The sequence below is a fragment of the Arthrobacter sp. NPDC055585 genome, assembly GCF_053619115.1.
On the sequence record NZ_JBSHIT010000008.1, the window covers coordinates 19,694 to 46,506 of the forward strand.

The 26,813-nt window shown below is 66.5% G+C and carries 24 protein-coding genes and 1 riboswitch; of the genes, 18 read left to right on the forward strand and 6 right to left on the reverse strand.

The window, feature by feature from the left end; genetic code table 11:
• Positions 1 to 36 precede the first annotated feature (36 nt).
• Positions 37 to 1,155, reverse strand: coding sequence for an alanine dehydrogenase (ald, locus tag ACWGQ2_RS13810; RefSeq protein WP_452018196.1), 1,119 nt, complete (start codon positions 1,153 to 1,155; stop codon positions 37 to 39).
• Between the two features lie 96 nt (positions 1,156 to 1,251).
• Complete coding sequence (locus ACWGQ2_RS13815; protein WP_452018198.1) at positions 1,252 to 1,713, reverse strand: helix-turn-helix domain-containing protein; 462 nt, start codon at positions 1,711 to 1,713, stop codon at positions 1,252 to 1,254.
• 162 nt (positions 1,714 to 1,875) lie between these two features.
• On the opposite strand from ACWGQ2_RS13815, the gene ACWGQ2_RS13820 reads away from it, so the two are divergent.
• Positions 1,876 to 2,991: an alcohol dehydrogenase catalytic domain-containing protein gene (locus tag ACWGQ2_RS13820; protein WP_452018200.1), complete on the forward strand. Its 1,116-nt coding sequence runs from the start codon at positions 1,876 to 1,878 to the stop codon at positions 2,989 to 2,991.
• A gap of 154 nt (positions 2,992 to 3,145) precedes the next feature.
• On the opposite strand, the gene aceB is transcribed toward ACWGQ2_RS13820, so the two are convergent.
• Positions 3,146 to 4,744, reverse strand: a complete 1,599-nt coding sequence (aceB, locus tag ACWGQ2_RS13825) for a malate synthase A (RefSeq protein ID WP_452018202.1) — start codon at positions 4,742 to 4,744, stop codon at positions 3,146 to 3,148.
• A gap of 373 nt (positions 4,745 to 5,117) precedes the next feature.
• Between aceB and ACWGQ2_RS13830 the strand changes: the two genes are divergently transcribed.
• From ACWGQ2_RS13830 to ACWGQ2_RS13855, 6 genes are all read left to right on the forward strand, one after another.
• Positions 5,118 to 5,636 (forward strand): Asp23/Gls24 family envelope stress response protein, encoded by a 519-nt coding sequence (locus ACWGQ2_RS13830; RefSeq protein ID WP_452018204.1) that lies wholly within the window; start codon positions 5,118 to 5,120, stop codon positions 5,634 to 5,636.
• 64 nt (positions 5,637 to 5,700) lie between these two features.
• Positions 5,701 to 5,880: a hypothetical protein gene (locus ACWGQ2_RS13835; RefSeq protein WP_422400531.1), complete on the forward strand. Its 180-nt coding sequence runs from the start codon at positions 5,701 to 5,703 to the stop codon at positions 5,878 to 5,880.
• A complete protein-coding gene (locus tag ACWGQ2_RS13840; RefSeq protein ID WP_452018206.1) occupies positions 5,877 to 6,281 on the forward strand; it encodes an Asp23/Gls24 family envelope stress response protein in 405 nt (134 codons plus the stop codon). Before ACWGQ2_RS13835 ends, ACWGQ2_RS13840 begins: the two co-directional genes overlap by 4 nt.
• Entirely contained in the window at positions 6,278 to 6,865 is a 588-nt protein-coding gene (locus ACWGQ2_RS13845; RefSeq protein ID WP_452018208.1) for a DUF6286 domain-containing protein, read from the forward strand. The genes ACWGQ2_RS13840 and ACWGQ2_RS13845 overlap by 4 nt, the downstream gene beginning before the upstream one ends.
• Before the next feature lie 25 nt (positions 6,866 to 6,890).
• Positions 6,891 to 7,508, forward strand: a complete 618-nt coding sequence (locus tag ACWGQ2_RS13850; protein WP_452018210.1) for a hypothetical protein — start codon at positions 6,891 to 6,893, stop codon at positions 7,506 to 7,508.
• A gap of 114 nt (positions 7,509 to 7,622) precedes the next feature.
• On the forward strand, positions 7,623 to 8,462 hold the full coding sequence (locus ACWGQ2_RS13855) for a hydrolase (protein ID WP_452018212.1): 840 nt from the start codon (positions 7,623 to 7,625) through the stop codon (positions 8,460 to 8,462).
• On the opposite strand, the gene cycA is transcribed toward ACWGQ2_RS13855, so the two are convergent.
• The gene (gene cycA / locus ACWGQ2_RS13860) at positions 8,449 to 9,939 is read right to left on the reverse strand and encodes a D-serine/D-alanine/glycine transporter (protein WP_452018214.1); all 1,491 of its coding nucleotides are present in this window, start codon (positions 9,937 to 9,939) and stop codon (positions 8,449 to 8,451) included. The two genes, ACWGQ2_RS13855 and cycA, sit on opposite strands and share 14 nt — an antisense overlap.
• 277 nt (positions 9,940 to 10,216) lie before the next feature.
• Positions 10,217 to 10,317: riboswitch (glycine riboswitch) on the forward strand.
• Between the two features lie 146 nt (positions 10,318 to 10,463).
• Between cycA and gcvP the strand changes: the two genes are divergently transcribed.
• From gcvP to ACWGQ2_RS13905, 9 genes are all read left to right on the forward strand, one after another.
• Positions 10,464 to 13,298, forward strand: a complete 2,835-nt coding sequence (gene gcvP / locus ACWGQ2_RS13865; protein ID WP_452018216.1) for an aminomethyl-transferring glycine dehydrogenase — start codon at positions 10,464 to 10,466, stop codon at positions 13,296 to 13,298.
• Positions 13,299 to 13,312: 14 nt separating this feature from the next.
• Positions 13,313 to 14,434, forward strand: a complete 1,122-nt coding sequence (gcvT, locus tag ACWGQ2_RS13870) for a glycine cleavage system aminomethyltransferase GcvT (protein ID WP_452018218.1) — start codon at positions 13,313 to 13,315, stop codon at positions 14,432 to 14,434.
• 266 nt (positions 14,435 to 14,700) lie between these two features.
• Entirely contained in the window at positions 14,701 to 15,078 is a 378-nt protein-coding gene (gene gcvH, locus ACWGQ2_RS13875; RefSeq protein ID WP_325788190.1) for a glycine cleavage system protein GcvH, read from the forward strand.
• Positions 15,075 to 16,376 (forward strand): serine hydroxymethyltransferase, encoded by a 1,302-nt coding sequence (gene glyA, locus ACWGQ2_RS13880; RefSeq protein WP_452018220.1) that lies wholly within the window; start codon positions 15,075 to 15,077, stop codon positions 16,374 to 16,376. The genes gcvH and glyA overlap by 4 nt, the downstream gene beginning before the upstream one ends.
• Positions 16,377 to 16,400: 24 nt before the next feature.
• On the forward strand, positions 16,401 to 17,816 hold the full coding sequence (locus ACWGQ2_RS13885; protein ID WP_452018222.1) for an L-serine ammonia-lyase: 1,416 nt from the start codon (positions 16,401 to 16,403) through the stop codon (positions 17,814 to 17,816).
• A gap of 80 nt (positions 17,817 to 17,896) precedes the next feature.
• The gene (locus ACWGQ2_RS13890; protein WP_452018224.1) at positions 17,897 to 18,115 is read left to right on the forward strand and encodes a hypothetical protein; all 219 of its coding nucleotides are present in this window, start codon (positions 17,897 to 17,899) and stop codon (positions 18,113 to 18,115) included.
• 2 nt (positions 18,116 to 18,117) lie between these two features.
• Positions 18,118 to 18,540 (forward strand): ChaB family protein, encoded by a 423-nt coding sequence (locus tag ACWGQ2_RS13895; protein ID WP_452018226.1) that lies wholly within the window; start codon positions 18,118 to 18,120, stop codon positions 18,538 to 18,540.
• A gap of 132 nt (positions 18,541 to 18,672) precedes the next feature.
• Positions 18,673 to 19,932 carry a flavin monoamine oxidase family protein gene (locus tag ACWGQ2_RS13900; protein ID WP_452018228.1) on the forward strand — a complete coding sequence of 420 codons (1,260 nt, stop codon included), beginning with the start codon at positions 18,673 to 18,675 and terminating at the stop codon, positions 19,930 to 19,932.
• 95 nt (positions 19,933 to 20,027) lie between these two features.
• Complete coding sequence (locus ACWGQ2_RS13905) at positions 20,028 to 21,596, forward strand: alanine/glycine:cation symporter family protein (protein ID WP_452018230.1); 1,569 nt, start codon at positions 20,028 to 20,030, stop codon at positions 21,594 to 21,596.
• 9 nt (positions 21,597 to 21,605) lie between these two features.
• Here ACWGQ2_RS13905 and ACWGQ2_RS13910 read toward each other — a convergent pair whose 3' ends face one another.
• Positions 21,606 to 22,358 carry an SDR family oxidoreductase gene (locus ACWGQ2_RS13910; RefSeq protein ID WP_452018232.1) on the reverse strand — a complete coding sequence of 251 codons (753 nt, stop codon included), beginning with the start codon at positions 22,356 to 22,358 and terminating at the stop codon, positions 21,606 to 21,608.
• 192 nt (positions 22,359 to 22,550) lie between these two features.
• On the opposite strand from ACWGQ2_RS13910, the gene ACWGQ2_RS13915 reads away from it, so the two are divergent.
• Complete coding sequence (locus tag ACWGQ2_RS13915; protein WP_452018234.1) at positions 22,551 to 24,377, forward strand: L-lactate permease; 1,827 nt, start codon at positions 22,551 to 22,553, stop codon at positions 24,375 to 24,377.
• A 19-nt stretch (positions 24,378 to 24,396) separates the two neighbouring features.
• Complete coding sequence (locus tag ACWGQ2_RS13920) at positions 24,397 to 25,785, forward strand: FAD-binding oxidoreductase (RefSeq protein WP_452018236.1); 1,389 nt, start codon at positions 24,397 to 24,399, stop codon at positions 25,783 to 25,785.
• A 12-nt stretch (positions 25,786 to 25,797) separates the two neighbouring features.
• Here ACWGQ2_RS13920 and ACWGQ2_RS13925 read toward each other — a convergent pair whose 3' ends face one another.
• Positions 25,798 to 26,037 (reverse strand): hypothetical protein, encoded by a 240-nt coding sequence (locus ACWGQ2_RS13925; RefSeq protein ID WP_452018238.1) that lies wholly within the window; start codon positions 26,035 to 26,037, stop codon positions 25,798 to 25,800.
• Between the last annotated feature and the right edge of the window lie 776 nt (positions 26,038 to 26,813).

The window sequence follows — 26,813 nt, forward strand, 5'->3', positions numbered from 1 at the left end:
CAACCCACATAGGTTGCCGGCCTTTCGCGTGGGGCGCTACGGAGCGACCAGTTCCTTCCAGCCCTCGGTCAGGGCCAGACCGTGTGCGTCAGAGACGGAGTGGTGAGCCACGGCCCCATTGGCGATGTTCAGGCCGCGGGCCAGCGCCGGGGAGTCCTCGAACGCAACCCGGACACCTTTGTCCGCCAGGGCGACGGCGTAGGGGAGGGTGACGTTGGTCAGCGCGTAGGTTGAGGTGTTCGGAACAGCGCCGGGCATGTTCGCCACGCAGTAGAAGAGTGAGCCGTGAACACGGAACGTGGGATCTTCATGCGTCGTGGGACGGCTGTCCTCAAAGCATCCGCCCTGGTCCACCGCGATGTCCACCAGGACGGAGCCCGGCTTCATGCGCGCCACCATGTCATTGGTCACGAGCTTCGGAGCCCGGGCGCCCGGGACGAGGACGGAGCCGATCACCAGATCAGCGTCCAGCAGGGCGCGCTCAATCTCGAACGCGTTGGAGGCCACGGTCTTGATGCGCCCGGCGTACTGGGCATCAAGTTCGCGCAGGCGGTTGATGTTGATGTCCAGGACGGTGACGTCAGCGTGCGCGCCGACGGCGACTGCGACGGCGTTGGTTCCGGCAACGCCGGCCCCGAGGACAACAACCTTGGCCGGCCGCACTCCGGGAACACCGCCGAGCAGCAGGCCCGGTCCGCCGGCGGGGGCCATCATGCACTGCGCCCCCACCTGAACGGCAAGGCGTCCGGCAACCTCGGACATGGGTGCCAGCAGGGGCAGGGCGCGGCCTTCCTGCACGGTCTCATAGGCAATCGCAGTCACGCCGGAATCCAGCAGCGCACGGGTAAGTTCCTCAGTGGCGGCCAGGTGCAGGTAGGTGAAGAGGATCAGCCCGGGCCGGAAGTACTGGTATTCCGAGCTGATGGGCTCCTTCACCTTCAGGATCATGTCCGCGCGCTTCCAGACATCGGCCGCGGCTGGGGTCAGTTCGGCCCCTGCCGTCGAATATTCCTCATCGGTAATATTCGAACCGGCGCCGGCGCCGGTCTCTACCAGGACTGTGTGTCCGCGGGTGGTCAGTTCGTGCACGCCGGAGGCCGTAATGGCCACCCGGTACTCGTTGTTCTTGATTTCTTTGGGGATACCGATAATCACGTTTTGCTCCGGTCAAAAGTTTGAAAGTACGAGTGGAACCAATCTGGAACCAATTACTGGTGAGCAGGTGTGCGGAGCCGCACTTGGGCGGTGCTCCTAGGTATCAGTCCCCCCTGAAGTACCGTCCCCGCCCTGCGCTGCAGTCTTCGCAGCGCGCGCCTCGCGCTGGGACTGAAGCCAGGCCTCGACGTCGGACATCCTGATCCGGCGGTGCGTGCCCCGGTATTCCACGGGGATGACGCCGGCATCGGTCAGGTTGCGCAGGTAGGTATGGGAGATCCCGGCCGCGGCAGCGGCCTGGGAGGTGGTGAGCAGTGGATTATGGGCCCGGGCTTCGTCTGTGCCTCCCGTTTCCGGCTGCGCGGCAGCAGTGACGCTCACGGCCGAGCCGGAAGCAAGACGGCCGAGCAGGTCCAGCACCGCGTCGCGGGCCGGCGGCGGCAGCCGCAGCGCCGTACCGTCAACAAACACCGTGACGTCCCCGGACGAAAGTGCCCGGTTCAGCGCCGCGGCATCCTTGCCGGTCAGTGCGGGGAAGGTCCTGCTCTGTTGGCTCATGGATCACATCTTGCCAAATGAAACAGCCCGGAAACATGATCTTGCGTCACAGAAGTGCGCGCCGCGCCGCCGGGTGAGTTCTTGGCCGTTGGCCCGCACCGTGCTGGAATGGGTCCCAGCCGGCGCCGGGCAAGGCGCGAACCGCGGATTCAAAGGAGAATCATGAGCAGCCGCACCATACGGGGAGCCGTCCTGGAACACATCGGAGCGGAGCGTCCCTACACCGGCAGCCGTCCCCTGCGCGTGGCGGAACTGGAGCTTGAGGGACCCGGTCCCGGTGAGGTGCTGGTGCGCATTGAGGCCGCCGGGGTGTGCCATTCAGATCTCTCGGTGGTCAACGGCAGCCGGGTCCGCCCACTGCCGATGCTGCTGGGCCATGAGGCCGCCGGACGCATCGAGGAGCTGGGCCCGGATGTCCCGGGCCTTCGGGAAGGCCAGCGGGTAGTCATGGCATTCCTGCCGCGCTGCGGGGAGTGCGCCGCCTGCCGCACCAACGGAAAGATGCCCTGCACACCCGGCAGTGCAGCGAACAACGCCGGCACGCTGCTCGGCGGCGGTGTCCGGCTCAGCCGGAACGGCGAACCCGTGCTGCACCATCTGGGCGTGTCCGCCTTTGCGACCCACGCCGTCGTCAATTACCGCTCCGTCGTCGCGGTGGACGACGACGTGCCGCCGGCCGTCGCCGCACTGCTGGGCTGCGCCGTGCTTACCGGTGCCGGAGCGGTGCTGAACGCAGCACCTCCCGGCCCCGGGGACGACGTCGCGGTGGTGGGGCTCGGCGGGGTGGGCATGGCAGCGCTGCTGGCCGCCCGGGCTGCCGGGGTACGCAGCGTGATTGGCGTCGATGCGCTGCCGGAGAAACTCAAACGCGCCCTGGAGCTGGGTGCCGATGCCGTGTACACCCCGGAGCAGGCGGCCGACGCCGGTGTCCGGGCGGCACTGGCGGTGGAGGCAGCGGGTCATCCGCGTGCGTTCGAGACCGCCGTGCAGCTCACCGCACCGGGCGGCACCACTGTCACGGTGGGGCTGCCGGCCCCCGACCAGCGCGCCGAGGTAACGCCGCTGACCCTCACCGCGGAGGCGCGGACCATCATCGGCAGTTACCTGGGCTCGGCCGTGCCGTCCCGGGATATTCCGGTGTATGCGGACCTGTGGCGCCAGGGGAAGATGCCCGTCGAAGAACTGGTTTCCGCGGAGGTTGCCCTGGAAGACATCAATGAGGCGATGGACACCCTGGCGGAGGGGCGGGCCATCCGCCAGGTGATCCACTTCGACTGACCGGACTGAACCGTGCCGGCCGGACCGGAACGGCGGCTGGGTCGGAGCGCCGGCCGGGCCGGGTTAGGCGGCTTTAATACTCCAAGCGAGCCCTGCGAGCGAAGGAGTTTCGTTGCCGCCGTTCCGGCCCGCCCGGTGCGACCACCCCGCCTACCTAGTCCAGGAGCTCGTAGGCCGGCAGGGTCAGGAACTCGGCGAAGTCGTCGGCGAGGCTGATGCGGCCGATGAGCTCACTGGCCGGGGCGTACCAGCGGTTGAACTTTTCCTCATCCACTTCACCGCGCAGCCGCTCGGTCTCTTCCGCCAGCAGGCGCTTGACCAAATCCTCGGTGACGGTCTCCCCGGTGTCTTCCAGCGTGACGCCGTTGTGGACCTGCTGCCAGACCTGGGAGCGGGAGATCTCCGCGGTGGCGGCGTCCTCCATCAGGTTGTGAATGGCCACCGCGCCGTTGCCGGAGAGCCAGACCGCGGTGTAGGCCACGGCAACGTAGAGATTGGAGCGCAGGCCCGCTTCGGTAATGGAACCCTCTGCGGTGGTCACGTCCAGGAGGTCCCTGGCGGTGACATGGACGTCCTCGCGCAGCTTGTCCACCTGGTTGGGCTGATCGCCCAGAACCGAGTCAAAGACTTCGCGGCAGGTCTGAACCATGTCCGGGTGCGCCACCCAGGAACCGTCAAACCCGTCATTGGCCTCACGGGACTTGTCTGCAGTGACCTTCTCAAACGCCTTGGCGGTAATCTCCGGTTCGCGGCGGTTGGGGATAAAGGCGGCCATCCCGCCCATGGCAAAAGCGCCGCGGCGGTGGCAGGTTTTTACCAGCAGTTCGGTGTAGGCGCGCATAAACGGTGCGGTCATGGCGACGTCGGCCCGGTCCGGAAGCAGGAAATCCTTGCCGGAGTCGCGGAACACCTTGATCATGCTGAAGAGGTAGTCCCAGCGCCCGGCATTGAGACCCGCGGCATGGTCGCGCAGCTCGTACAGGATTTCTTCCATCTCGAACGCGGAGGGAATGGTTTCGATCAGTACGGTGGCGCGGACTGAGCCCTGCGGAACACCCACGTAGTCCTGGGCAAAGACAAAGACGTCGTTCCAGAGGCGGGCCTCCAGATGGCTCTCCATCTTGGGCAGGTAGTAGTAGGGGCCCTGGCCGTTCTCCAGGAGCTGCTTCGCGTTGTGGAAGAAGTGCAGGCCAAAGTCCACCAGTGCACCCACGGCAGGTTCGCCGTCGATCAGCACGTGCTTCTCCGGCAGGTGCCAGCCGCGCGGGCGCATGACGACGACGGCGAGTGGCTCATCGGTGCGCAGTGCGTATTCCTTGCCGTCCGGGGAAGTGAAGGACAGGTCCCCGCGGGCGGCGCGGTAGAGGTTGTACTCGGCATCCACCACGTTGTGCCACGTTGGGGTGGAGGCATCCTCCAGGTCCGCCAGCCACACTTTGGCCCCTGAGTTCAGGGCGTTGATGGCCATCTTGGCGGGGGAAGCCGGGCCGGTCATTTCCACGCGGCGGTCGGTCAGTGCAGGCGGAGCCGGGGCAACGCTCCAGTTGCCGTCCCGGATTTCCGCGGTCTCCGGCAGGAAGTCCAGGGCTTCGCCTGCGGCGATGGCTTCGCGGCGGGCCGTGCGGGCGGCCAGAAGGTCGTTCCGGGTGGGAGCGAAGCGGTGATGGAGTTCTTCGATGAACGCCAGCGCCTCCGGAGTCAGGATGGTCTCGGCACCCTCGGCCGGGTTCGGATCGGTTACTTCGATGGCCATGGTTTCTCCTCTCGCGTGCCGGATCTGGCCCGGCCGCGTCGTCGAAGTGCAGCGTTGCCCTGAACGTACGGGGCGAACGTGTTGGTGTAAACCCGCCGGTTTACGCTTTTCTGCGGTCATTTCCGGGTTCAGCACCAACACGCTGTGCTCAGAAATGAAAACTTATTTCCGTATCGTGAATATTACGGACTGGGTTGGGGCAGGGCAAGACCGGGGGAGCAGGTATGCCCAAAGCGGATGTCCGGACCTGCCGGAATTCCGGCTCCGCACCGGAGAAAAGTTCGGCGGGGCGTGACGATCCTGCCGTGGTGCGCCCTTAATGGAAGGTACGGCGATCCCTCTCCGGGATCCCCCTCTTCAGGAGATGAGTGCCATGGCAGATCCCGCCAAGAATCCTGGACAATCCACCGCATCAGCGGCGGTCACCGGGGAAAGCGAGGACAGGGACAGCGACCTCTCGCAACACCGGCCCTCCGGCCCCCTGCACACTCCACGCGGAGACACCACCATCGAGGAGAGCGTGGTGCAGAAGCTTGCAGGCATCGCGACCCGCGAAGTCCCGGGCGTCTACGCCATGGGAAATGCCGCCCGCCGTGCGTTCAGCGCAGTCACCGAACGTATACCCGGTTCCCAGACCAACTACGGCAACGGCGTGAGTGTGGAGAAGGGCGAGCGGCAGGCAGCCGTCGATGTCAGCGTGATTGTGGAGTACGGCTATTCGATTGTTGAAGTCAGCCAGGCGATCCGCACCAACGTGATCCGCTCCGTGGAGAACGCCACCGGGCTGGAAGTCCTGGAGGTCAATGTGAACGTCACGGACGTCCATCTCCCCGATGAGGACAGCGACGACGACAGCCAGCCGCAGAAGAAACCTTCCGGACGGCTGGAGTAGGCCGGGCCCGGCCACCGTCGGGTCCAAATCCATAACGTACTAATTCGTCCTAAGGAGAGCACCGATGAATGCAACAAGATGGTGCCTGGTAGTGGGTCTGGTTTTGGGTATTGTGCTGGCATTCGGCGGGTGGTTTGCCTTCCTGGTGACCATTCTCTTCGGCCTGATTGGATTGCTGGTGGGGCTGGTTGCTGACGGCAAACTGGACATGGCCGGCCTGTTTGGCCGTGCCGCAAGCCGATGACCACCACACAGGTGGGCACAGCGCGCCGCCCGCGGCGGGCGGTCGAAGACCGGGGCAGCACGTCGATGTCCCGCAAGGTCCTGGAGAAGATCGCCAGCCAGGTGGCACGTGATGAGACCGAGGCGGGCGGATCTTCAGGAGGGTTTCTCGGACTTGGAAGCCGGGCGGATTTTTCAGCCCGTCCCGAGGCCTCGGTCGAGCTCGCCGGAAACATCGCCAGCCTGCGGGTAACCGTAGGGCTGCCCTATCCCGTGCCGCTGCGCCAGGCCACGCATGAGCTGCGGGAACGGATCGCCGGCCGGGTCACCGAGCTGACGGGCGTCCAGGTACGGCAGGTGGACATCACCGTGGCGTGGCTAAGGCCGCGTCCGGCATCCTCCGGACGGCGGAAACTGCTGTGAGCGCCGAGTCGCCTCCCGTGTCCCTGCGCCCCCGGCCCAGCCGTTCGGTACCTGCGACCATCTGCGCCGTGGTGCTTCTGGCATTGGGAGTCGCAGCCGTGGTGGCGGCCCTGCTGCGCCTAACGTCCGGAACCTGGCCGGAGGCAGTGACGGCACCGGTGCAGTGGCTGGCCGACTCTGCGTGGAACAGTCCTGGCGTCTGGACGCTGGGCATCGCGCTCGCCGTCGTGGGCCTGGTGCTGCTGCTTGCCGGCATACTTCCCGGCCGCTTCCACGATCTCCCGGTTCGTCTTCCCGGCACGGGAGATCCGGCAGCAGAACAGGAAACGGCAGGTGAACCGTCTGCCGTGATGTCCCGCCGCGCCGTGGCGCAGCTGGCGGCCGCCACCTGCGAGCACATTGACGGCGTTTCCTCGGCGTCGGCCACCGCCACGGACCGTGATGTCCGCGTTTCAGTCACAACGGCGCTGCACGACACCCAGGACCTGCAGCGGTGGGTCGGCGACGGGGTGCATTCGCGGCTGGAAGCTTCGGGCCTGGATCCTGTACCGCGGGTCCGGGTCACCATCCACTCACGGGACTGACCCGGCGCACCGGGAAGGACACAGCATGCGACACCATGCAGGAGCCATGAACCGGACGTGGCTGATCATTCTTGGCATCATCCTGCTTGCCGCAGGAGCAGCCTCAATCCTCTTCTCTTCGGGGCTCATGGACCAGCTCTCCGGCGGCAACCTTGCCGGGTCCGGCGAGCCGGTCCTTGCAGACGGCCCCGGCGTGCTGGATTCAGTCCCCGCTGCCGCCGTGCTGATCGGCGGCATCATCCTGGGCCTGCTGGGGCTGTGGTGGATGCTGGCGGAGGTCCCGCGCCGGCGGGCCGCTTCCACCTACCGGCTCCACGAGGATCCGGCCCGCGGAATCACCCGGTGTGACCCGGCGGTGCTGGCGGCGGCTGTGGAGGACGACGCCGCATCCCTGCCCGGGGTGGTGAGCAGTTCGGCGATCCTGCGCGGAACCGCGGATTCACCGGACCTGGCCATGCGGCTGACCCTGAACGAGCGGGCAGATGTGCAGGAAGCGCTGCGCCGCGTCCGCACCGAGGTGCTGGCTAATCTCAGCCGCGCCCTGGAGGTTCCGCTGCACACGGCAGGAATCGCGCTGGAAGTCAGCGGCCGTCCCGCGCAGATGGGAACCACCGTCGAATCCACCGGCACCGTTGTCTACTGAGTTGCCAAATCGTTATTTCCCAGGCCGGGGGAACTCACCGGCAACGGTGTTGCCCCGGCCCGCCACGCTGTAGCCTAAACGGCACTTCGGCCTTACCTGGCGACGGACGGGTTTATGACCATGGTGCAGCATTACCGGGAGGCACTGCCTCCAAACGACTATCCAATCTGTGTCACGTGCGGGACCCAGTACGGGGAACCCCGCCCGGACTGTCCGGTGTGCCTGGATGAGCGGCAGTACGTTCCGCTCTCCGGGCAGTCCTGGACCTCGCTTACCCGGCTGCGTTCCGGTGCCCGGCGCGCCAGCGTACACCCGCAGGGGCCCGGTGTGCTGGGGATTGGCTGTGAACCGAAGTTTGCCATTGGCCAGCGTGCCCTGCTGGTGAAGGCCGCAGGCGGCAACGTGCTGTGGGACTGCGTGCCGTATCTGGACGAAGAGCTGATTGACCTCATCAACGCCGAAGGCGGACTGACCGCCATTGCCATCAGCCACCCGCACTACTACGCCACGATGGTGGATTGGGCCCGGGAATTCGGCGTCCCCGTCTACCTGCACAGTGCGGACCGGGAATGGGTGGGCCGCAGCGACCCGGCCCTGCAGTTCTGGGACGGGGATCGAATGGAACTGGCCGAAGGGCTGGTCCTCTACCGTCCCGGCATCCATTTCCCCGGCGGAACGGTGATGCACTGGGACGACGACCCGGACGGACTCGGCGCCCTGTTCAGCGGCGACATCATCCAGGTAATCCCTGACTTCACCCATGTGGCCTTTATGTACAGCTATCCCAACCTCATTCCGGAGCGTCCGGATGTGGTGGAAGCGGCGGCCGAGCTCCTGGCCCCGCTGGCCTATGAGCGGCTGTACGGGGCCTGGTGGGATTACATTCTCACCCGCGGAGCGGACCGGATCGTGCAGGATTCGGCCCGCCGCTACCTCAAGTTCACACGCGGCTGAGCTGCTTCGCGGCAGCCCGCTCGGCTTCCGCCATGGCCTTGTACTCGGCCACCCGCGCCTGGTGCAGCGGGGTACGGCGCAGCACGGCGTAGGCGCCGCCCAGCAGGGCGAACCAGATGGGTGTGACCAGCAGGGCCGTCAGGGTGTCCGGCTGGGTAGTCAGCGCCCAGACAATAAACACGAAGAAGGCCAGCACCACGTAGACCATCACGCGGCCGCCGGGAAGTTTGAACTTCGAGTCCCGGTGCAGCTGCGGACGGCGGCGCCGGTAGGTGAGGTAGCTGAACAGGATGATGGTCCACACGAACATAAAGCACAGCGCCGAAATGGTGGTGACCAGAGTGAACGCTTCGCTCACCGAGTCGCCCGCGTAAAGCAGCACCACACCGGCCAGCAGGAAGGTGCAGGAGAAGAACAGGGCGTTGCGGGGAACCTGGCGGCGGGACAGCCGGCCGAACGCCTGGGGGGCATCGCCGTCGTGCGCCAGGCCAAAGACCATCCGGGACGTTGAATAGATGCCAGAGTTCGCGGAGGACGCAGCGGAAGTCAGGACCACAAAATTGACGACGGCGGCGGCAATGCCCAGCCCCGCGAGGGCGAACATGCCCACAAACGGGCTTTCGTCGGCGTTGAACCGCGTCCAGGGAATGACTGCCATCAGCACCACCAGTGCGCCTACGTAGAAGAGCATGATGCGCAGCGGAATGGAGTTGATGGCCTTGGGGAGGTTCTTCTCCGGGTCCTTGGTTTCCGCAGCGGCGGTGCCCACCAGCTCAATGCCGACGAACGCGAAGACGGCGATCTGGAAGCCGGCCACAAAGCCCATGGGGCCGGTGGGGAAGAACCCGCCGTTCTCCCACAGGTTCTCGAACCCGGCAGTGGCTCCGTTGCCCGAATCGAAACGGGTGAGGATCATGACCAGGCCCACCACGATCAGCGTCAGAATCGCGATGATCTTGATCAGCGCAAACCAGAATTCGGTCTCGCCGAAGGCTTTTACGGAGGGCAGGTTCAGCGCCACCAGCAGCACAATGCAGGCCAGCGCCGGAATCCACAGCGGAATTTCAGCCCACCAGAAGGTTACGTAGTGGGCGATCGCGACGACGTCGGCAATGCCGGTGACCACCCAGCAGAACCAGTAGGTCCAGCCGGTGAAGAAGCCGGCCCAGGGGCCCAGCAGGTCCGCGGCGAAGTCGCTGAAGGATTTGTAGCGCAGGTTGGACAGCAGGAGCTCGCCCATCGCCCGCATCACGAAGTACAGCATGAAGCCGATGATCATGTAGACGAAGATGACCGAGGGTCCGGCTACGGAAATGGTTTTTCCCGAACCCATGAACAGGCCGGTGCCGATCGCTCCGCCGATGGCGAGGAGCTGGATGTGGCGGCTGGACATCGAACGCGCGAGGCCCGGGTCCTTGGAACTTGTTACCGCAGCTGAATTATCCGTGGCTGAAGCAGGGGTGGAGCTACCTGGCATGGGGTTCTTTCTCGTTGGCGCCGAGTCAGCACGCCGCCGCCAAGACACGTTGCTGACACCCAATATGCACAGATATTCAATGAAGCCTCATGAGGAGTGGCGTGACCGCCGACCAATTCAGTTTCTGCAGTGCCCGGGGCCATGTCAATTTGGGAACCGGGCGCACCGGAAGCCGTATACCAGATTCCGCGCTGCCGGATGAGGCCCGGGTCATACCTTGAAGGCGAATGTCCCGCGGGCTAAAGTCAGGTTGCAGCCACAATTGAATATGCCTTTACCAGCCGTGGCGGGAGAGACCCGCGCATCAACGCAGACGCGGGCGCCGTAGGAGCAAACCCTCCCCGGGAATCTCTCAGGCCCCTGTACCGCCATGGCGAGGCAACTCTGGAAAGCAGGACCGGCGAGCCGGTTCCTCACCGACGGTGCAAGCGGACTACACCCGCGGAATCTCTCAGGTCCAATACAGAGCGGGGAGGAGCCAGTCGTCGTATCGGCGTACCCTCGCCCGCCTCTTGGAGCTCCCCATGACAGCAGTCCCGTCCACCGCAGCCTTTGTTGACCGCCATATTGGCGCGCGCGCAACCGAAACCGACGCCATGCTTAAGGCCGTTGGCTATGACACCCTGGATAACCTCGTGGACACCGCCGTCCCCGCCGCCATCCGCCAGGATGCGCCGCTGGTGCTCAGCGCGCCGCGCAGCGAGCAGGAAGCCGTCGCCGAACTGCGCCGCATCGCCGCGAAGAACAAGACCGCCGTGCAGATGATTGGCCAGGGCTACTTCGACACCCACACTCCGCCGGTAATCCTCCGCAACGTCGTGGAAGACCCCGCCTGGTACACCGCCTACACCCCGTACCAGCCGGAAATCTCGCAGGGCCGGCTCGAAGCGCTGCTGAACTTCCAGACCATGGTCCAGGACCTCACCGCGCTGGCCGTGGCCAACGCCTCCCTGCTGGATGAAGCTACGGCCGTTGCCGAAGCCGTGCTGCTGATGCGCCGCTCCAACAAGGCCAAGTCCGAGGGCAAGATCGTCCTGGACGCCGATGCGCTGCCGCAGACCATCGCGATCGTCCGCGGCCGGGCCAAGGCCCTGGGCTTCGACGTCGAGGTGGCCGACCTCGCCGCAGGGCTGCCCGACGGCGAGATCACCGGCGTTGTGCTCCAGCAGCCCGGTGTCTCCGGTGCCGTCCGGGACCTGTGCGGCGTCATCGCCGAAGCCAAGGACCGCGGGGCCCTGGTAACCGTGGCCGCTGACCTCCTGGCCCTGACCCTGCTGACCCCTCCCGGTGAGCAGGGCGCGGACATCGCCGTCGGCTCCGTGCAGCGCTTTGGCGTTCCGCTGTTCTTCGGCGGACCGCACGCCGCCTACATGGCCGTGCGCAAGGGCCTGGAACGCTCGCTTCCCGGCCGCCTGGTTGGTGTTTCCAAGGATTCCGCCGGCACCCCCGCCTACCGCCTGGCGCTGCAGACCCGCGAGCAGCACATCCGCCGCGAGAAGGCCACGTCCAACATCTGCACCGCCCAGGCGCTGCTGGCCATCGTGGCCTCGATGTATGCCGTCTACCACGGCCCCGAAGGGCTGAAGGCGATCGCCCTGCGCGCCAACGGCCACGCCCGCGCGCTGGCCAACGCGCTTCAGAAGGCCGGTATTGAACTGGTTTCGGAGACCTTCTTCGACACCGTCACCGCCCGCGTTCCCGGCCGCGCCGCCGACGTGGTTGCCGCCGCCGAAGCCAAGGGCATCAACCTGCGCCTGGTTGACGCGGACACCGTGGGTGTTTCCGCGGATGAGACCACTACGGAGGCTGTGATTGCCGACGTCGCCGGTGCCTTCGGCGCGGAGCCTGCGGAAGCTGCCGGGTTCGAGCTGCCCGCCGAGCTGCTGCGCACCTCGGACTTTATGACCCACCCGGTGTTCTCCTCCTACCGCTCCGAAACCCAGATGCTGCGCTACCTGCGCCGCCTTTCGGACCGCGACTTGGCCCTGGACCGCACCATGATCCCGCTGGGCTCCTGCACCATGAAGCTCAACGCCACGGCCGAGATGCAGGCCATGACCTGGCCGGAGTTCGCCTCCATCCACCCGTTCGCCCCGGATTCCCAGACCGAGGGCTGGCGCGAACTGATCTCCGATCTGGAAGCCCAGCTGGCCACCATCACCGGGTACGACCAGGTTTCCATCCAGCCCAACGCCGGCTCGCAGGGCGAACTCGCCGGCCTGCTGGCGATCCGCGGCTACCACCACTCCCGCGGCGAGGAACAGCGCAACATCTGCCTGATCCCGGCTTCTGCACACGGCACCAACGCGGCCTCCGCCGTGCTGGCCGGCATGAAGGTCGTCGTCGTGGGCACCGCCGGCGACGGCGCGATCGATCACGCAGACCTGCGCGCCAAGATCGACGCGCACCGCGAGAACCTCGCCGCCATCATGATCACCTACCCGTCCACCCACGGTGTGTACGACGACGACGTCCGCGACGTCTGCGAAGCCGTGCACGAGGCAGGCGGCCAGGTCTACATCGACGGCGCGAACCTCAACGCCCTGGTTGGCCTGGCCCAGCCCGGCGAGTTCGGCGGCGACGTCTCCCACCTGAACCTGCACAAGACCTTCTGCATCCCGCACGGCGGCGGCGGCCCCGGCGTCGGCCCGGTTGCAGCCAAGGCGCACCTGGCACCGTTTATGCCCGGCAACGCCGCAGCCTGGGACGGCGGGGATGACATCCCGATCTCTGCTTCCCGCTTCGGCTCGGCCGGCGTGCTGCCGATCTCCTGGGCCTACGTCCGGCTGATGGGCGGCGAAGGCCTCACTGCTGCAACCAAGAGCGCCCTGCTGGCCGCGAACTATGTGGCAGCCCGGCTGAACGACTACTTCCCGGTGCTCTACACCGGCAAGGGCGGTCTGGTGGCGCACGAGTGCATCCTGGACCTGCGCGAGCTGACGGCCAAGACCGGCGTCACCGCCGAGGACGTGGCCAAGCGCCTGGTGGACTACGGCTTCCACGCCCCGACCCTGTCCTTCCCGGTGGCAGGCACCCTGATGGTGGAGCCCACTGAGTCCGAGGACCAGGGCGAGATTGATCGGTTCATCGACGCGATGATCGCCATCCGCGGCGAGATCGACCAGGTGGCAGCCGGGGACTTCTCCGTGGAGGAGAGCCCGCTGCGCAACGCGCCGCACACCGCCACCGTCGCCGCCGGCAACGAATGGAACCGTGCCTACCCGCGCGAACAGGCCGTCTTCCCGCTGAAGAGCCTGCGGATGGACAAGTACTTCCCGCCGGTGGGCCGCATTGACGGCGCCGCGGGTGACCGCAACCTGGTGTGCTCCTGCCCGCCGATCGAAGACTTCGAAAACTAAAGGGGACAGCCGCAATGACTGAGCAGTACACCGCACTGTACGAAGAGCACAAACGCCTGGGTGCCTCCTTCACCGACTTCGGCGACTGGCAGATGCCGCTGAAGTACAGCTCCGAGCTGGCCGAGCACCACGCCGTGCGCAAGGCTGCCGGCCTGTTCGACCTCTCCCACATGGGCGAAATCGACGTCACCGGACCGCAGGCTGCCGCGTTCCTGGACTACGCGCTGACCGGCAAGCTCTCCGCCGTGGCCGTGGGCCGGGCCAAGTACTCGCTGATCACCAATGCCGAGGGCGGGATCATCGATGACCTGATCAGCTACCGGCATGGCGAGGAGTCCTACCTGGTGGTCCCCAACGCCGGCAACGCCGCTGTAGTGGCAGCCGAGCTCGCGGCCCGTGCCGACGGGTTCGACGTCGTTGTGGAGGACAAGACGGCGGCCACCTCCCTGGTGGCCGTGCAGGGCCCTGAGGCCGAGGCGATTTTGCTGGAACTGGTGCCCGCCGGGCAGCAGGAGCTGGTCACCGGCATGAAGTACTACGCGGCTGCGCCGGTTGAGCTGACCGTAGGCGGCAGCTCTCATCCGCTGCTGGTAGCCCGCACCGGCTACACCGGGGAGGACGGTTTCGAGATCTACGTTCCGAACGACGACGCACCCGCCCTGTGGCAGGCGCTGCTCGCCGCCGGAGAAGACCGCGGACTGGTTCCGGCCGGCCTGGCCTGCCGCGACTCGCTGCGGCTGGAGGCCGGCATGCCCCTCTACGGCAACGAGCTCTCCCTCGAGGTGGATCCGTACGCAGCCGGACTGGGCGGCGTTGTGGCCCTGTCCAAGGACGGCGACTTTGTGGGCCGCGAAGCCCTCACCGCCAAGAAGGAGCAGGGGCCGGCCCGCAAGCTGGTGGGCCTGAAGGGCTCCGGCCGCCGGTCGGCCCGTTCGTACTACCCGGTCCTGAAGGAGGGCGCGGTGATTGGCGAGGTCACCTCCGGTGCTCCCAGCCCCACCCTCGGCTACCCGGTTGCCCTGGCCTACGTCGATGCTGCCTATGCCGAACCCGGCACCGAGCTCGACGTCGACCTCCGCGGCAAGCCTGAACCCTTCACCGTCGTCTCCCTTCCGTTCTACAAGCGGGGCAACTAGCTCTCCCCTCCCGCCGAGAGGCCAGTTACGGCTCTTTTGAGCCCTGAAACGAGCCGTAACTGGCCTCTCGGTGGGGGACGGCAGCAGTTTTGAAGAATGACGGGCACCAGTTTGGGCCAAACCCGGCGGGGGCGGAGCGTTTCGCGTAGCCCCGCATCGCCGAGCGAGGAACGAGCGAGGTGTCTAAGCGGGGGCGGAGCGCTTCGCCTCCGCCGCCCGATCTACACTCGAACCAACGACTCCAAGCTCCCGAAAGGCACATCCCAATGAGCAAAGTTGATCCGTCCCTGCGCTACTCCGCCGAACACGAGTGGGTTGACGCTTCCAGCCCCGTGAAGGTCGGCATCTCGGCCGTCGCCGCTGACGCCCTGGGCGACGTCGTGTACGTTGACCTTCCCGCCGTCGGCGATTCCGTCACTGCAGGCGAGACCTGCGGCGAGGTTGAATCCACCAAGTCCGTCTCGGACCTGTACGCCCCGGTTTCCGGCACCATCGTGGAGATCAACCAGGAAGCCGTGGACAACCCGGCCATCCTGAACGAAGACCCGTACGGCGCCGGCTGGCTGTTCACCGTTGAGGTCACGGAGGAGGGCGAGCTGCTGAGCGCTGCCGACTACGCAGAGAAGAACGGCGGCGAGCTGTGACCGATTTCCTGAACTCCCACCTCGCGGAGATCGATCCCGAGGTTGCCGAGCAGATCGATAACGAACGGCGCCGCCAGCAGAACGGCCTGGAGATGATCGCCTCGGAGAACCACACCGCGGTGGCCATCATGGAAGCCCAGGGCTCTGTGCTGACCAACAAGTACGCCGAGGGCTACCCCGGACGGCGCTACTACGGCGGCTGCGAGTTCGTGGACGTCATTGAGCAGCTGGCAATCGACCGCGCCAAGTCACTGTTCGGTGCGAACTTCGCCAACGTCCAGCCGCACTCCGGTGCGCAGGCCAACGCTTCGGTGATGCATGCGCTGATCCGTCCGGGTGACACCGTGCTGGGGCTTTCCCTGGCCGACGGCGGCCACCTGACGCACGGCATGAAGATCAACTTCTCCGGCCGCCTGTACAACATCGTTCCCTACGGTGTGGATGAAACCACCCACACCGTGAACATGGACGACGTCGCATGCCTGGCCCGGGAGCACAAGCCGAAGCTGATCGTCGCCGGCTGGTCCGCTTACGCCCGCCAGCTGGACTTCGAGGCGTTCCGCCGCATCGCCGACGAGGTGGGTGCCTACCTCATGGTGGACATGGCGCACTTCGCCGGACTGGTCGCGGCAGGGCTGCACCCCAGCCCGGTTCCGCACGCCCACGTGGTGACCTCCACAACGCACAAGACCCTGGCTGGTCCGCGCGGCGGCATCATCCTCTCCAACGGCGCGGACATCGCCAAGAAGATCAACTCCGCCGTCTTCCCCGGCCAGCAGGGCGGGCCGCTGGAGCACGTGATCGCCGGCAAGGCCACCGCACTGAAGATCGCCGCCACGCCTGAGTTCCGCGAACGCCAGGAACGCACCCTGGCCGGTTCACGGATCCTCGCCGAACGGCTGCTCTCCGACGACGTCGCTGCCAAGGGTATCTCCGTGGTCTCCGGGGGCACTGACGTGCACCTGGTCCTGGTGGACCTGCGCAACGCGGAACTGGACGGCCAGCAGGCCGAGGACCGCCTCGCGCAGATCGACATCACGGTCAACCGCAACGCCGTGCCGTTCGACCCGCGTCCTCCGATGGTTACCTCGGGTCTGCGGATCGGCACCCCGGCGCTGGCTACCCGCGGCTTCGGTGAGGAAGCGTTCTCTGAAGTCGCAGACATCATAGCGCTGGCCCTCATTGCCGGAAACGCTGACGATCTCAGCGCACTCAAGGACCGCGTCCATACCCTGGCCGCGGCCCACCCGCTCTACCCGCAGGTCGCCGACCTGGCCGGAGCACCCGCCCGCGCCTAAGACGCGCGAACCAAAGGACACCGCATGGCTGTAGGAGTATTCGACCTCTTCACCGTAGGCATCGGCCCCTCTAGCTCCCACACTGTGGGGCCTATGAGGGCAGGCGCGGCCTTCGCCGCGGAGCTCGCCGACGCCGGTGTCCTTGCCTCCGTGGCCGGTCTCCGCGTGGACCTTTACGGGTCCCTCGCGGCGACCGGCCGCGGGCACGGCACGTTTCCTGCCGTCCTGCTGGGGCTTGAGGGCTTCGCCCCGGAGGAGATCCTCCCGGACCAAATGGAGGACCGGCTCGCCGAAATCGAAGCCAGCGGCAAGATCGAGCTGGGCAGCCAGCTGAAGCCCGGCGCCGGCGTCGTCCTTGAATACGGGATCGCGGACATGGTGCTGCATCCGCTCACCGTCCTTCCCCGCCACACCAACGGCATCCGGTTCGCCGTCAGCGCCGCGGACGGTGAAATGCTCCATGAAGCCACGTTCTTCAGCGTGGGCGGCGGGTTCATTGTGCGCGACGGCGAAGAGGAGACTGCCGCCGTCGAGCTCGAGGCCTCCAAACAGTCCCTTCCGTATCCCTTCCGCACCGCCGTCCAGCTGCTGGAACACTGCACCGCCAACGGGCTCTCCATCAGTCAGGTAATGCTGGCGAACGAGCTGGTGTCCCGCTCCGAGGAGGAGATCCGCGCCGGCCTGCTGCACATCCGGGACGTGATGGACCAGTGCAAGGACTCAGCCATTTCCCGCTCCGGCCTGCTGCCCGGCGGGCTGAAAGTCCGCCGTCGGGCACCCCAGTGGCATACCCGCCTGCGCGCAGAGGACCCGAACCGGGACCCGCGTTTCTGGCAGGAATGGGTGAACCTCGTAGCGCTGGCCGTGAACGAGGAAAACGCGTCCGGCGGCCGTGTGGTCACCGCGCCGACCAACGGTGCGGCCGGAATCATCCCCGCGGTGCTTTTCTATGCCACGCACTACGGCCCCGGCATGGACACGGCCAGCCCGGAACAGAAGGACGACGCCGTCGTCCGTTTCCTGCTCGCCGCCGGAGCAATTGGGGTGCTCTATAAGGAGCAGGCCTCGATTTCCGGCGCGGAGGTGGGCTGTCAGGGCGAGGTGGGCTCGGCGTCGTCCATGGCTGCCGCAGGCCTTGCCGAAATCCTGGGCGGCTCGCCCGAACAGGTGGAAAACGCCGCGGAAATCGCGATGGAGCACAACCTGGGCCTGACCTGCGATCCGATCGGCGGGCTGGTGCAGGTGCCGTGCATCGAGCGGAACGCGATCGGTGCCGGCAAGGCGGTCAACGCCGCCAAGATGGCTTTGTGGGGCGACGGCGAGCACCGGGTGTCGCTGGACGAGGTCATTGTGACCATGCGGGAAACCGGGCGGGACATGAGCTCGAAGTACAAGGAAACCGCTATGGGCGGCCTCGCCGTGAACGTTGTGGAGTGCTGACCGCAGCGGGTTGAGGCGCACCCTCCCGGATGGTAGACAGTAAGGACGCTTAGTAAGTCGCCGACCGGAAGGAAAGCATCATGGCCGAACGCGGAAACAGCACCCACGGGCGCCGCATGGATGAGGAAATGAAGCACGAAACGCAGAACCTCACCCGCAACGCCGTCCCTGACCACGCCCAGGAATGGCGCCAGCCCGAACCGCTGGCGGATGACACCGACAGCGCCGAAGTCCAGGACGTCATGGGATCGGTTCAAGAGACGGAAGCCTTCACTATCCAGCCGGAGGGGGACGACTGAGAATGCCGAAGACAACCAAGACCGGCAAGGTGAAAAAGAGTGAGTTGCCCTCGACACTTCAGCGCTCAGAAAAGAAGGCACGGAAAACCTTCGCAAAGACCTACGATTCAGCCCTGAAGGAATACGGCGACGAGCAGCGCGCCGCCCAGACGGCCTATGCGTCGCTGAAGCACACCTATGAAAAGGTCGGCGATCACTGGGAACCCAAGGAATCCAAGGGACCCTCGGACAAGAGGGCTGAGGAGGGCAGGCGCTCCAACGCAAAGACCGCCGGGGGAGTGGATGCCAACGCGTCCAAGGAACACCTGTACGACGTCGCGTCCCGGCTGGACATCACCGGCCGCTCCCGGATGACCAAGGATGAACTGGTGGATGCCATCCAGAAGGCGAACGAGAAGGAAACCCGCAGCTCCCGCGGGTCTTAGCCTTCGGCTACACAATTCCGCGCGATCTTGGTGCCGCCCAATCCGCGCGCCCAGAATGGGGACCACAAGCTTCCCTGACCGCTGCACCCACGGGCGCCGGGCAGGGCTCGGACACTGGTCTTCAGGAGAATCATGGGCGCACCCGGCACGGACGCTGGAGTCCACACGGACGTAGTCATTGTTGGTGCCGGCCTCGCCGGTCTCGCTGCCGCAGACAAACTCCGCGGCACCGGCCTGAGGGTCGACGTCGTCGAAGCGTCCACCCGGATAGGCGGCAGAGCGTTCGGCTGGTTCTGGCCCGCCGCGGGCCGCATGATCGACCTGGGCGGCACCTGGCTGCTGCCCGGCTTCGACGCTACGCGCGCGCTGGTCCGGGAACTCGGGCTTGATCTCTACGACTCACCTGCCGCGGACCGCTACCTGACGCATTTCCGCAGCGGCATCCGGGCCCAGCAGTACCCGCAGGACGACGCCGCCCTCACGGGAAGCCTGGAACTGCTGGAAAACCTCTGCGCCGGCAAACCGGCCACGGCCCAGTCCGTCCTGGACCAGGCTGGACTGGCACCGGACATCCAGGACTGGCACGCTGCCACGCAGCGCTATCTGGCCGGAGCTCCGCTGGAGGAACTCGACGCTGCCCACCTGCTGCTGGAGCCGGCTGAACTCCGCGATCCGGAGCACTACCGCAGCCAGATCCGCGGCACAACGGCGGTCCTCGCCGCCGGGCTGCTGGACCGCTCCGAAGCCCGCCTGCACCTCGAGACGCCCGTGCGGGACATCGTCCGTACCGCCGCCGGTTACACGGTCCACACAGGCGGTGAAGTCTTCCAAGCCCGCGCCATCGTGCTGGCCGTGCCGCTCAATACCCTAAAGGACATCACGGTGCCTGGGGACCTGCTCCGCCCGCTGGCACCCTTCCTGCCCGCCGGCCAGCCCGGTGCGTCACGGAAGGACTGGTTCGTCCTGGATGGCGTCACCGGGCACTGCCGGGTCTTCGCCTCCGAAGGGCCGTTTGGCTACTTCCGCACCGAAGCGCAGCTGCCCGACGGCGGGACGCTGGCTGTCGGGCTTGCACCGGCGGCCGAAGGGGCGCCGGACGCCGGTGAGCTGGAAGCCGGCATTCGTGCCTATCTCCCGGATGCTCGGGTGCGGGCACACTTCAGTTATGACTGGAGCGCCGATTCCTGGGCCCGCGGCACCTGGCTCGCCCCGCCCGTCGGGTACACAGCCGCCCTGGCTGCGGGGACGCCGGCCAGTCCGGGATTCGCGCTTGCCGGCGGGGACGTCTCCGACGCGTTCCCGGGAACGCTGGAGGGTGCCGTCGTGACTGGTCGCCGCGCCGCCGACGAAGTGAGGGCGCATCTGGCAGCGTCTCCCGCCGTCGTGCCCTGACACACCGCCCCGCCTGTGATTTGTGTTACAGGCGGGACATAAGGCAAGCTAGCTCCACTAATCGTCAGCTCGCTTACTAGTTCCTGGGGGTGGAGATGGGCCGCAGCATCAGTGTGCCTGCGCAGACCGAGCCGGAGGGCCTGCTGGGCTCGATCGACACATCCGTCAACAACTTCATGGAACCCATTGCGACTGCGTTCAATGACATCGTCTTCTTCCCGCTGACCATCGGGGACTTCAGTTTTCCCGTTGTTGTTGCCTGGCTGATCATCGCCGGGATTGTGATCACCTGCTACTTCGGATTCATCCAGTTCCGCGGGCTGAAGGTCTCCGTGGAGGTGGTCCGCGGCAAGTTCTCCACCAAGCAGGACCCCGGGGAAGTACCGCATTTCCATGCGCTGACCTCCGCGCTCTCCGGAACGGTGGGACTCGGCAACATCGCCGGCGTCGGCGCGGCCATGGCCCTGGGCGGACCCGGCGCCACGTTCTGGATGATCCTGGCCGGGCTGCTGGGCATGGCCACGAAATTCGCGGAATGCACCCTGGGCGTCAAATACCGTCAGGTCCACGAGGACGGCACAGTCAGCGGCGGGCCGTTCAAATACCTGCCGGTGGCCTTCAAGCGCTTCGGCTCGCTGCCCGCCAAAGTGCTGACCGGAACGTTCGCGGTGGCGATCCTGCTCTTCGGCGTGGCCGGCGGCAACATGTTCCAGGCCAACCAGACCTTCGCACAGGTCCGCAACGCGACCGGCGGCGAGGAAGGATTCCTGGGTTCCGACGGCGCCGCGCTGATCTTCGGCGTCATCCTCGCCGTCCTGGTTGCCGTGGTCATCCTGGGCGGCATCAAGTCCATCGGATCCACCACCTCCAAGCTGGTTCCGGCCATGGCTGCGGTTTACATCCTCGCCTGCGGTGCGGTCATCGCAGCGAACTTCCAGAACATCCCCGCTGCCTTCGGTGCGATTATCGAAGGTGCGTTCCGTCCCGAAGGCTTCGCCGGCGGAATCCTCGGCGTGATGATCATTGGTTTCCAGCGGGCGTCCTTCTCCAATGAGGCCGGCGTCGGTTCCGCCGCAATCGCCCACTCCGCGGTCAAGACCCGCCGCCCGGTCAGCGAGGGCTTCGTGGCCATGTTTGAGCCGCTGGTGGACACGGTCCTGATCTGCACCATGACGGCTCTGGCCATCATCATGGCCGGAGCACCCAGCCTGCAGGCCGGCATTGACCAGGTGCAGGGCGGCGGCGGCGCCCCCGACGGCGTCATTCTCACCTCCGATGCCTTCGCCACCGTGCTGCCCTGGTTCCCGGTCGTGCTGGCGGTCGCCGTCGCACTGTTCGCCTACTCCACCCTGATCACCTGGTCCTACTACGGGCTCAAAGCCTGGGAATACCTCTTCGGCCGCGGCCGGAAGCGCGAGATCACGTACAAGGTCATCTTCCTGACCTTCACCGTGGCCGGCTGCATCCTCTCCTTCAGCCAGGTCATCTCCTTTACCGACGCCGCACTGTTCATCTGCGCATTCGTGAACCTGCTGGGCGTTTACCTGCTGCTGCCGGTGATCAAGCGGGAGATGAAGAAGTACCTCGCAGACCGCAAGAGCGGCAAGCTGGACATCCTGGGCATCGAAGACGAAGACATTGAGGATGCCGCCCCGGCGCGCTAAGCGTCTGGCTCAGCCCCGGCCGAGGTACGGCATGCCTGCCGCCGTGAGAATCACGGAACCGGGATTGGCCGACGGCGGCAGCTCCGCCATGAACACGACGGTCCGGGCGGCCTCTTCGGCCGGGAAAGTGGGTTCCGCTTTGCGGCTGCCGTCCGGCTGAAGCGCTCCGCCGCTGGTGATGCCGGCCAGCAGTTCCGTGGCGGCGTTGCCGATGTCGATCTGGGCGCAGCTGATTCCCCACGCCCTGCCGTCCAGGTCGATGGACTTGGTGAGGCCGGTGACAGCATGCTTGGTGGCCGTATACGCCGCGGCCAACGGGCGGGGCGCAATCGCGGAGAGGGAGCCGTTGTTGATGATCCGGCCACCCTGAGGGTCCTGGTCCTTCATCTGCCGGACAGCCGCCGCGGCGCAGAGCATGGTGCCGGTCAGGTTCACCGCGATGGTTTCGTTCCAGTCGGCGAGGCTGATCTGATCCACGGAGCCGGACGGTCCCAAGCTGCCGGCATTGTTGAACAGCACGTCCACCCGGCCGAACCTGTCCGCTGCTTCGCGGAAGAGGCGCTCAACGTCGCCGGGCTGGGTGACGTCCGCCGGGACCACCAGGGCGCGCGCATCGCCGTCGGCCGTTTCCGTCAGCGCCTCTTCGCGCCTGCCGGCGAGCACAACCTGCCAGCCTCTGGCCAGGAACTCCCTGGCGGTGGCCCGGCCGATTCCCGACCCCGCACCGGTGATAACGGCTGTCCGCAACCCTTCAAAACTCATGACCATATCCTGCCGCATGCACCGAAATAGCAGAAAGTGCGCGTTTCAGCGCTGATACGTGCACTTTCTGCTATTTCGGGGAAAAGGGCGGCCGGGGGCGTTGACCGGCTGGAGGTGCAGGCCTAGTGTCATCCCAACTTGTGTACGGGCAGGACCGGATCCACCCGGCCCGGCAAAAACAAAGGGGTTTTTGTGCATATTCCGGCAGCGCAGTACGAACAGGTCCTTGATCCAATCGGCGACTCCCTGGTGCTCTCCGCCATCCTCGCCGCCCTTCCGCTGCTGCTGCTGTTCGTGATGCTCGGCGTCTTCCGGCTCAAGGCGTACCAGGCGGGCATTATCTCGCTGGTTCTGTCCATCCTGCTGGCACTTTTCGGCTGGGGCATGCCGCTGGACCAGACCCTGTCCGCCACCGCGCTCGGTGCGTTCTACGCCATCTTCCCCATCCTCTGGATCCTCATCAACGCACTGTGGATCTATAACCTCACGGTGGCCACACCCTGGTTCGACGTGCTGGGGCGCACCATCCGCTCCATCTCCGACGACCTGCGGATCCTGTCCATCCTGATCGCGTTCTGCTTCGGCGCCCTGCTGGAATCGCTTGCCGGTTTCGGTGCTCCGGTGGCGATTGCCGCCGCCATGCTGATGGCTGCCGGGATGAAACCGCTGAAGTCCGCGATCGTGGCGCTGCTGGCCAACACCGCGCCGGTGGCGTTCGGTGCCATGGCCGCCCCGATCATCGCCCTGAACGGCGTCACCGGCATCCCGCTGCAGGAACTGTCCTCCATGACCGGCCGGCAGACGCCGTTTATCGCCCTGGTGGTTCCGCTGATCCTGGTGTTCCTGGTGGACGGCAAGCGCGGTGTGCGGCAGACCTGGCCCGTGGCGCTGGTGGCCGGCATCGTGTTCGGCCTTGCCCAGTTTGTGGCCTCGAACTTCTTTGTGGTGGAACTGACGGACGTTGTAGCCGCCGTAGCCACCGTGATCGCCGTGCTGGCCATGCTGCGGGTCTGGCAGCCGAAGGAACTGATCGGCATGTCCGGGGAATCGATGAACGACGACGCCGGCGCGGCACGCGGGGCAGCGGCCGAAGAGCGGGCCGGGGAGCGCGCGGAAGGAACCGATACCCTGACCCGCACAGGCGGGGACGGCGGTGCAGCGCCAGTTGACGGAAACACCTCCGGCGGTGCCACCGGGAGCGAAGGGGGCACCGGGTCCGGCGGGGAAGATGCGGCCGCCGCAGCAGAAGACCGGGACCGGGACAACGCCCGTCCGCCGGCACGCAGCGTCTGGCTCTCCGTGGCTCCGTACCTGATCATCATTGTTGTTTTCTCTCTCGCGCAGATCCCGCCGATCAAGGCATGGCTGACCCAGGTGGGCGGTGTGACGTTCCACTGGCCCGGCCTGGACGTGGTGAATTCCTCCGGCGCTCCCGTCGGCGCGCAGAACCTGCGCTTCGACCACCTGAAGGCCACCGGCACGCTGCTGCTGATCTCCGGAATCCTGACGATGATCCTGTACCGCATTGCACCGGCCAAGGGCGTGCGGATCTACGGGGAGACCCTGAAAACGCTCCGCTGGACCATCGTCACCGTGTGTTCGGTGCTGGCGCTGTCCTTCGTGATGAACCTGTCCGGTCAGACCACCACCCTGGGCGTTGCGCTCGCCTCGGCCGGCGGCTTCTTCGCCCTGCTCTCCCCGCTGCTGGGCTGGATCGGCGTGGCGCTGACCGGCTCGGACACGTCGTCGAACTCCCTCTTCGGCCAGCTGCAGGTTGCTGCCGCCGAGGAGACCGGGCTTTCGCCCACCCTGATGGCTGCAGCCAACTCCTCCGCCGGTGTGCTGGGCAAGATGCTCTCGCTGCAGAACCTGGCCATCGCGGCGGCCGCAGTGGGGCTGAACGGGGTGGAAGGCACACTGCTGCGCAAACTGATCGGCTGGTCCCTTGGCCTGCTTGTCCTGATGACCCTGTTGATCTGGCTGCAGTCCACGCCGGTCCTCGGCTGGATGGTCCCGTAAGCCAACGCAAGGAGAATCTGTGAGCACCGAGCCCCTGGACGCACCCGGAACCACTTTCGCGGAAGGGCATGCCGCAGTACTCGGCGCTGCTGCCCGGTCCTCCGTGGAACACGAGGACCGACTGAGAGCCAGCACCGACCGATCCGGGTTTGTGGCTGACAGCCTGCCGGAGGGGGTGGTTTTCGCCCAGGATGCCGGGGAAGTGGCCGAGGTCCTGCGCCGGGCCACCGCCCACCGGGTGCCTGTGGTGCCGCGGGGAGCAGGAACCGGGCTGGCGGGAGCCTCATCCTCCCGCCGGGGCGAGGTGGTGCTGGACGTATCCGGCATGGACCGGATCCTGCGGATTGACCCGGAGGAACAGCTGGCCGTGGTCCAGCCCGGCGTGCTGAACGCTGAACTGAACGCGGCAGCAGCAGAATACGGACTCTTCTACGCCCCGGACCCGGCCAGTACCGCCATCTGCTCGATCGGCGGGAACATCGCCACGAACGCCGGCGGGATGCGCTGCGCCAAGTACGGCGTCACCCGCGAAGCCGTGCTGGCGCTGCGCGTGATCCTCGCGGACGGGCGGGAACTGCGCACCGGACGGGAGACCATCAAAGGGGTCAGCGGCTACGACCTGAACGCGTTGATGATCGGCTCCGAAGGCACCCTGGGGATCGTCGTCGAGGCCACGCTGCGGCTGCGCCCGCTTCCCGTGCAGACCGCCACGGTGGCCGCGTTCTTCCCGAACGTTGAGCAGGCCGCGCGGGCGGCGTCGGCCGTTGTAGCGGCCCGGATCCAGCCGTCCATGATGGAACTGATGGACGGCCAGACCCTCGAAGCCGTCGACGCAGCCCTGGGCACGGACTACCGCTCCCGCGGTGCGTCCTTCCTGCTCGTACAGACCGACGGGCACGGGGCCTTTCTGGAGCAGGATGTGGTGATGGACGCCGTCTCGCCGTTCGGGGTGTGCGAGCGGGCGGTCGACGATGAACAGGCCGCCGCACTCGTGACCGCCCGCCGTGAAGCCATCCCGTCGCTCGAGAAACTCGGCAGGGTTTCGATCGGGGACATTGGAGTGCCACGCGGAAAGCTGGCCGACGTCGTCGCAGGGCTGGAGGACATCGCCGAACGCACCGGCGTCCGCATCTTCACCATCGCGCACGCCTCCGACGGCAACCTGCACCCCATGATCGTGATGGACCCTGAGGACTCTGTGACAGAAGGACCGCCAAAGACCGCGCTGGGGGAGATGTTCCACCTGGCCAAGTCCCTGGGTGGCACACTGACCGGAGAGCACGGCATAGGCCTGCTCAAGCGCGACTGGCTCCAGGAGGAACTGGGTGACGTCTCGCTCGAAGTCATGCACACCATCCGGGCAGCGCTGGATCCGCTGGGCATCCTCAACCCGGGCAAGGCCATCTAGGAGCCGGTGGCTCTACTCGAAGAGCAGTGAGACGCGCAGGTTCTCAATGGGGGCGGGCCCCAAGCCGTGAACCCACAGGACGAGCTTCTGGTTCTGCTCCACGGCCAGCGATCCAGTGCGCCCACAGTGGGAGGTAGTCGAGCAGGACATCAGGGGTTGGAACAGGCCGTCACGGACGAGGTACACGTCGATGAGGCTGCTCCGTTCCGTCATCTCGACTCTCATCCCGGTGATGGTCCCTGCGCGCGGCATTCGAATTTCCTTAGCTTCCCGTGAGCTGGAGGGAGCTACGGACCCGGCGATCGGGAAGTAGCCCGCACCGTTGGGGAGAGTTGCGGGATCTATGGTTCCGGGCAGGAAGCTGACAAAGACCGTCTCGCCCCCGGCTGGGCCCTGCGGGCCCTGGGGCCCCTGCGGGCCGGTTGGTCCGGCCGGGCCTATTGGTCCTTCCAGTCCTTCCGGTCCTGCCGGGCCGATTGGTCCGGCAGGGCCGGTGTCACCCTTATCACCGGTGTCGCCTTTGTCGCCCGTATCACCCTGTGGCCCGGCTGGCCCCTCGGGTCCCGGAGCCCCTGCAGGTCCCTGTGGTCCGGCCGGACCGATCTGCCCTTCTGGTCCTGCCGGTCCCGGAGCACCGTTGGATCCAGCTGGACCCTGGGCACCCGGGTCACCTTGAAGGCCTTGCACGCCCTGAGGGCCCATGGGTCCCTGCGGGCCAATCAGACTCTGAGATCCACCCGGCCACGTTCCCGCCGACTTGGGGCCGTAGATGGCAAAGGTTGTGGTGTCGAGGTAAAAGTCGCCGTCCACGCCCACATTGTTTGCGGGAGCCCCGGATCCGTTGTGGATGCTGTTTCCGTCCCGGCCGGGAAGTCCGGCGGGTCCGGTGGGTCCGGTAGGTCCGGTTGGGCCTTGTTCGCCGGCTGGTCCGGTGGGTCCGGCAGGTCCGGTTGGGCCTTGTTCGCCGGCTGGTCCGGTGGGTCCGGTAGGTCCGGTTGGGCCTTGTTCGCCGGCGGGTCCGGTGGGAC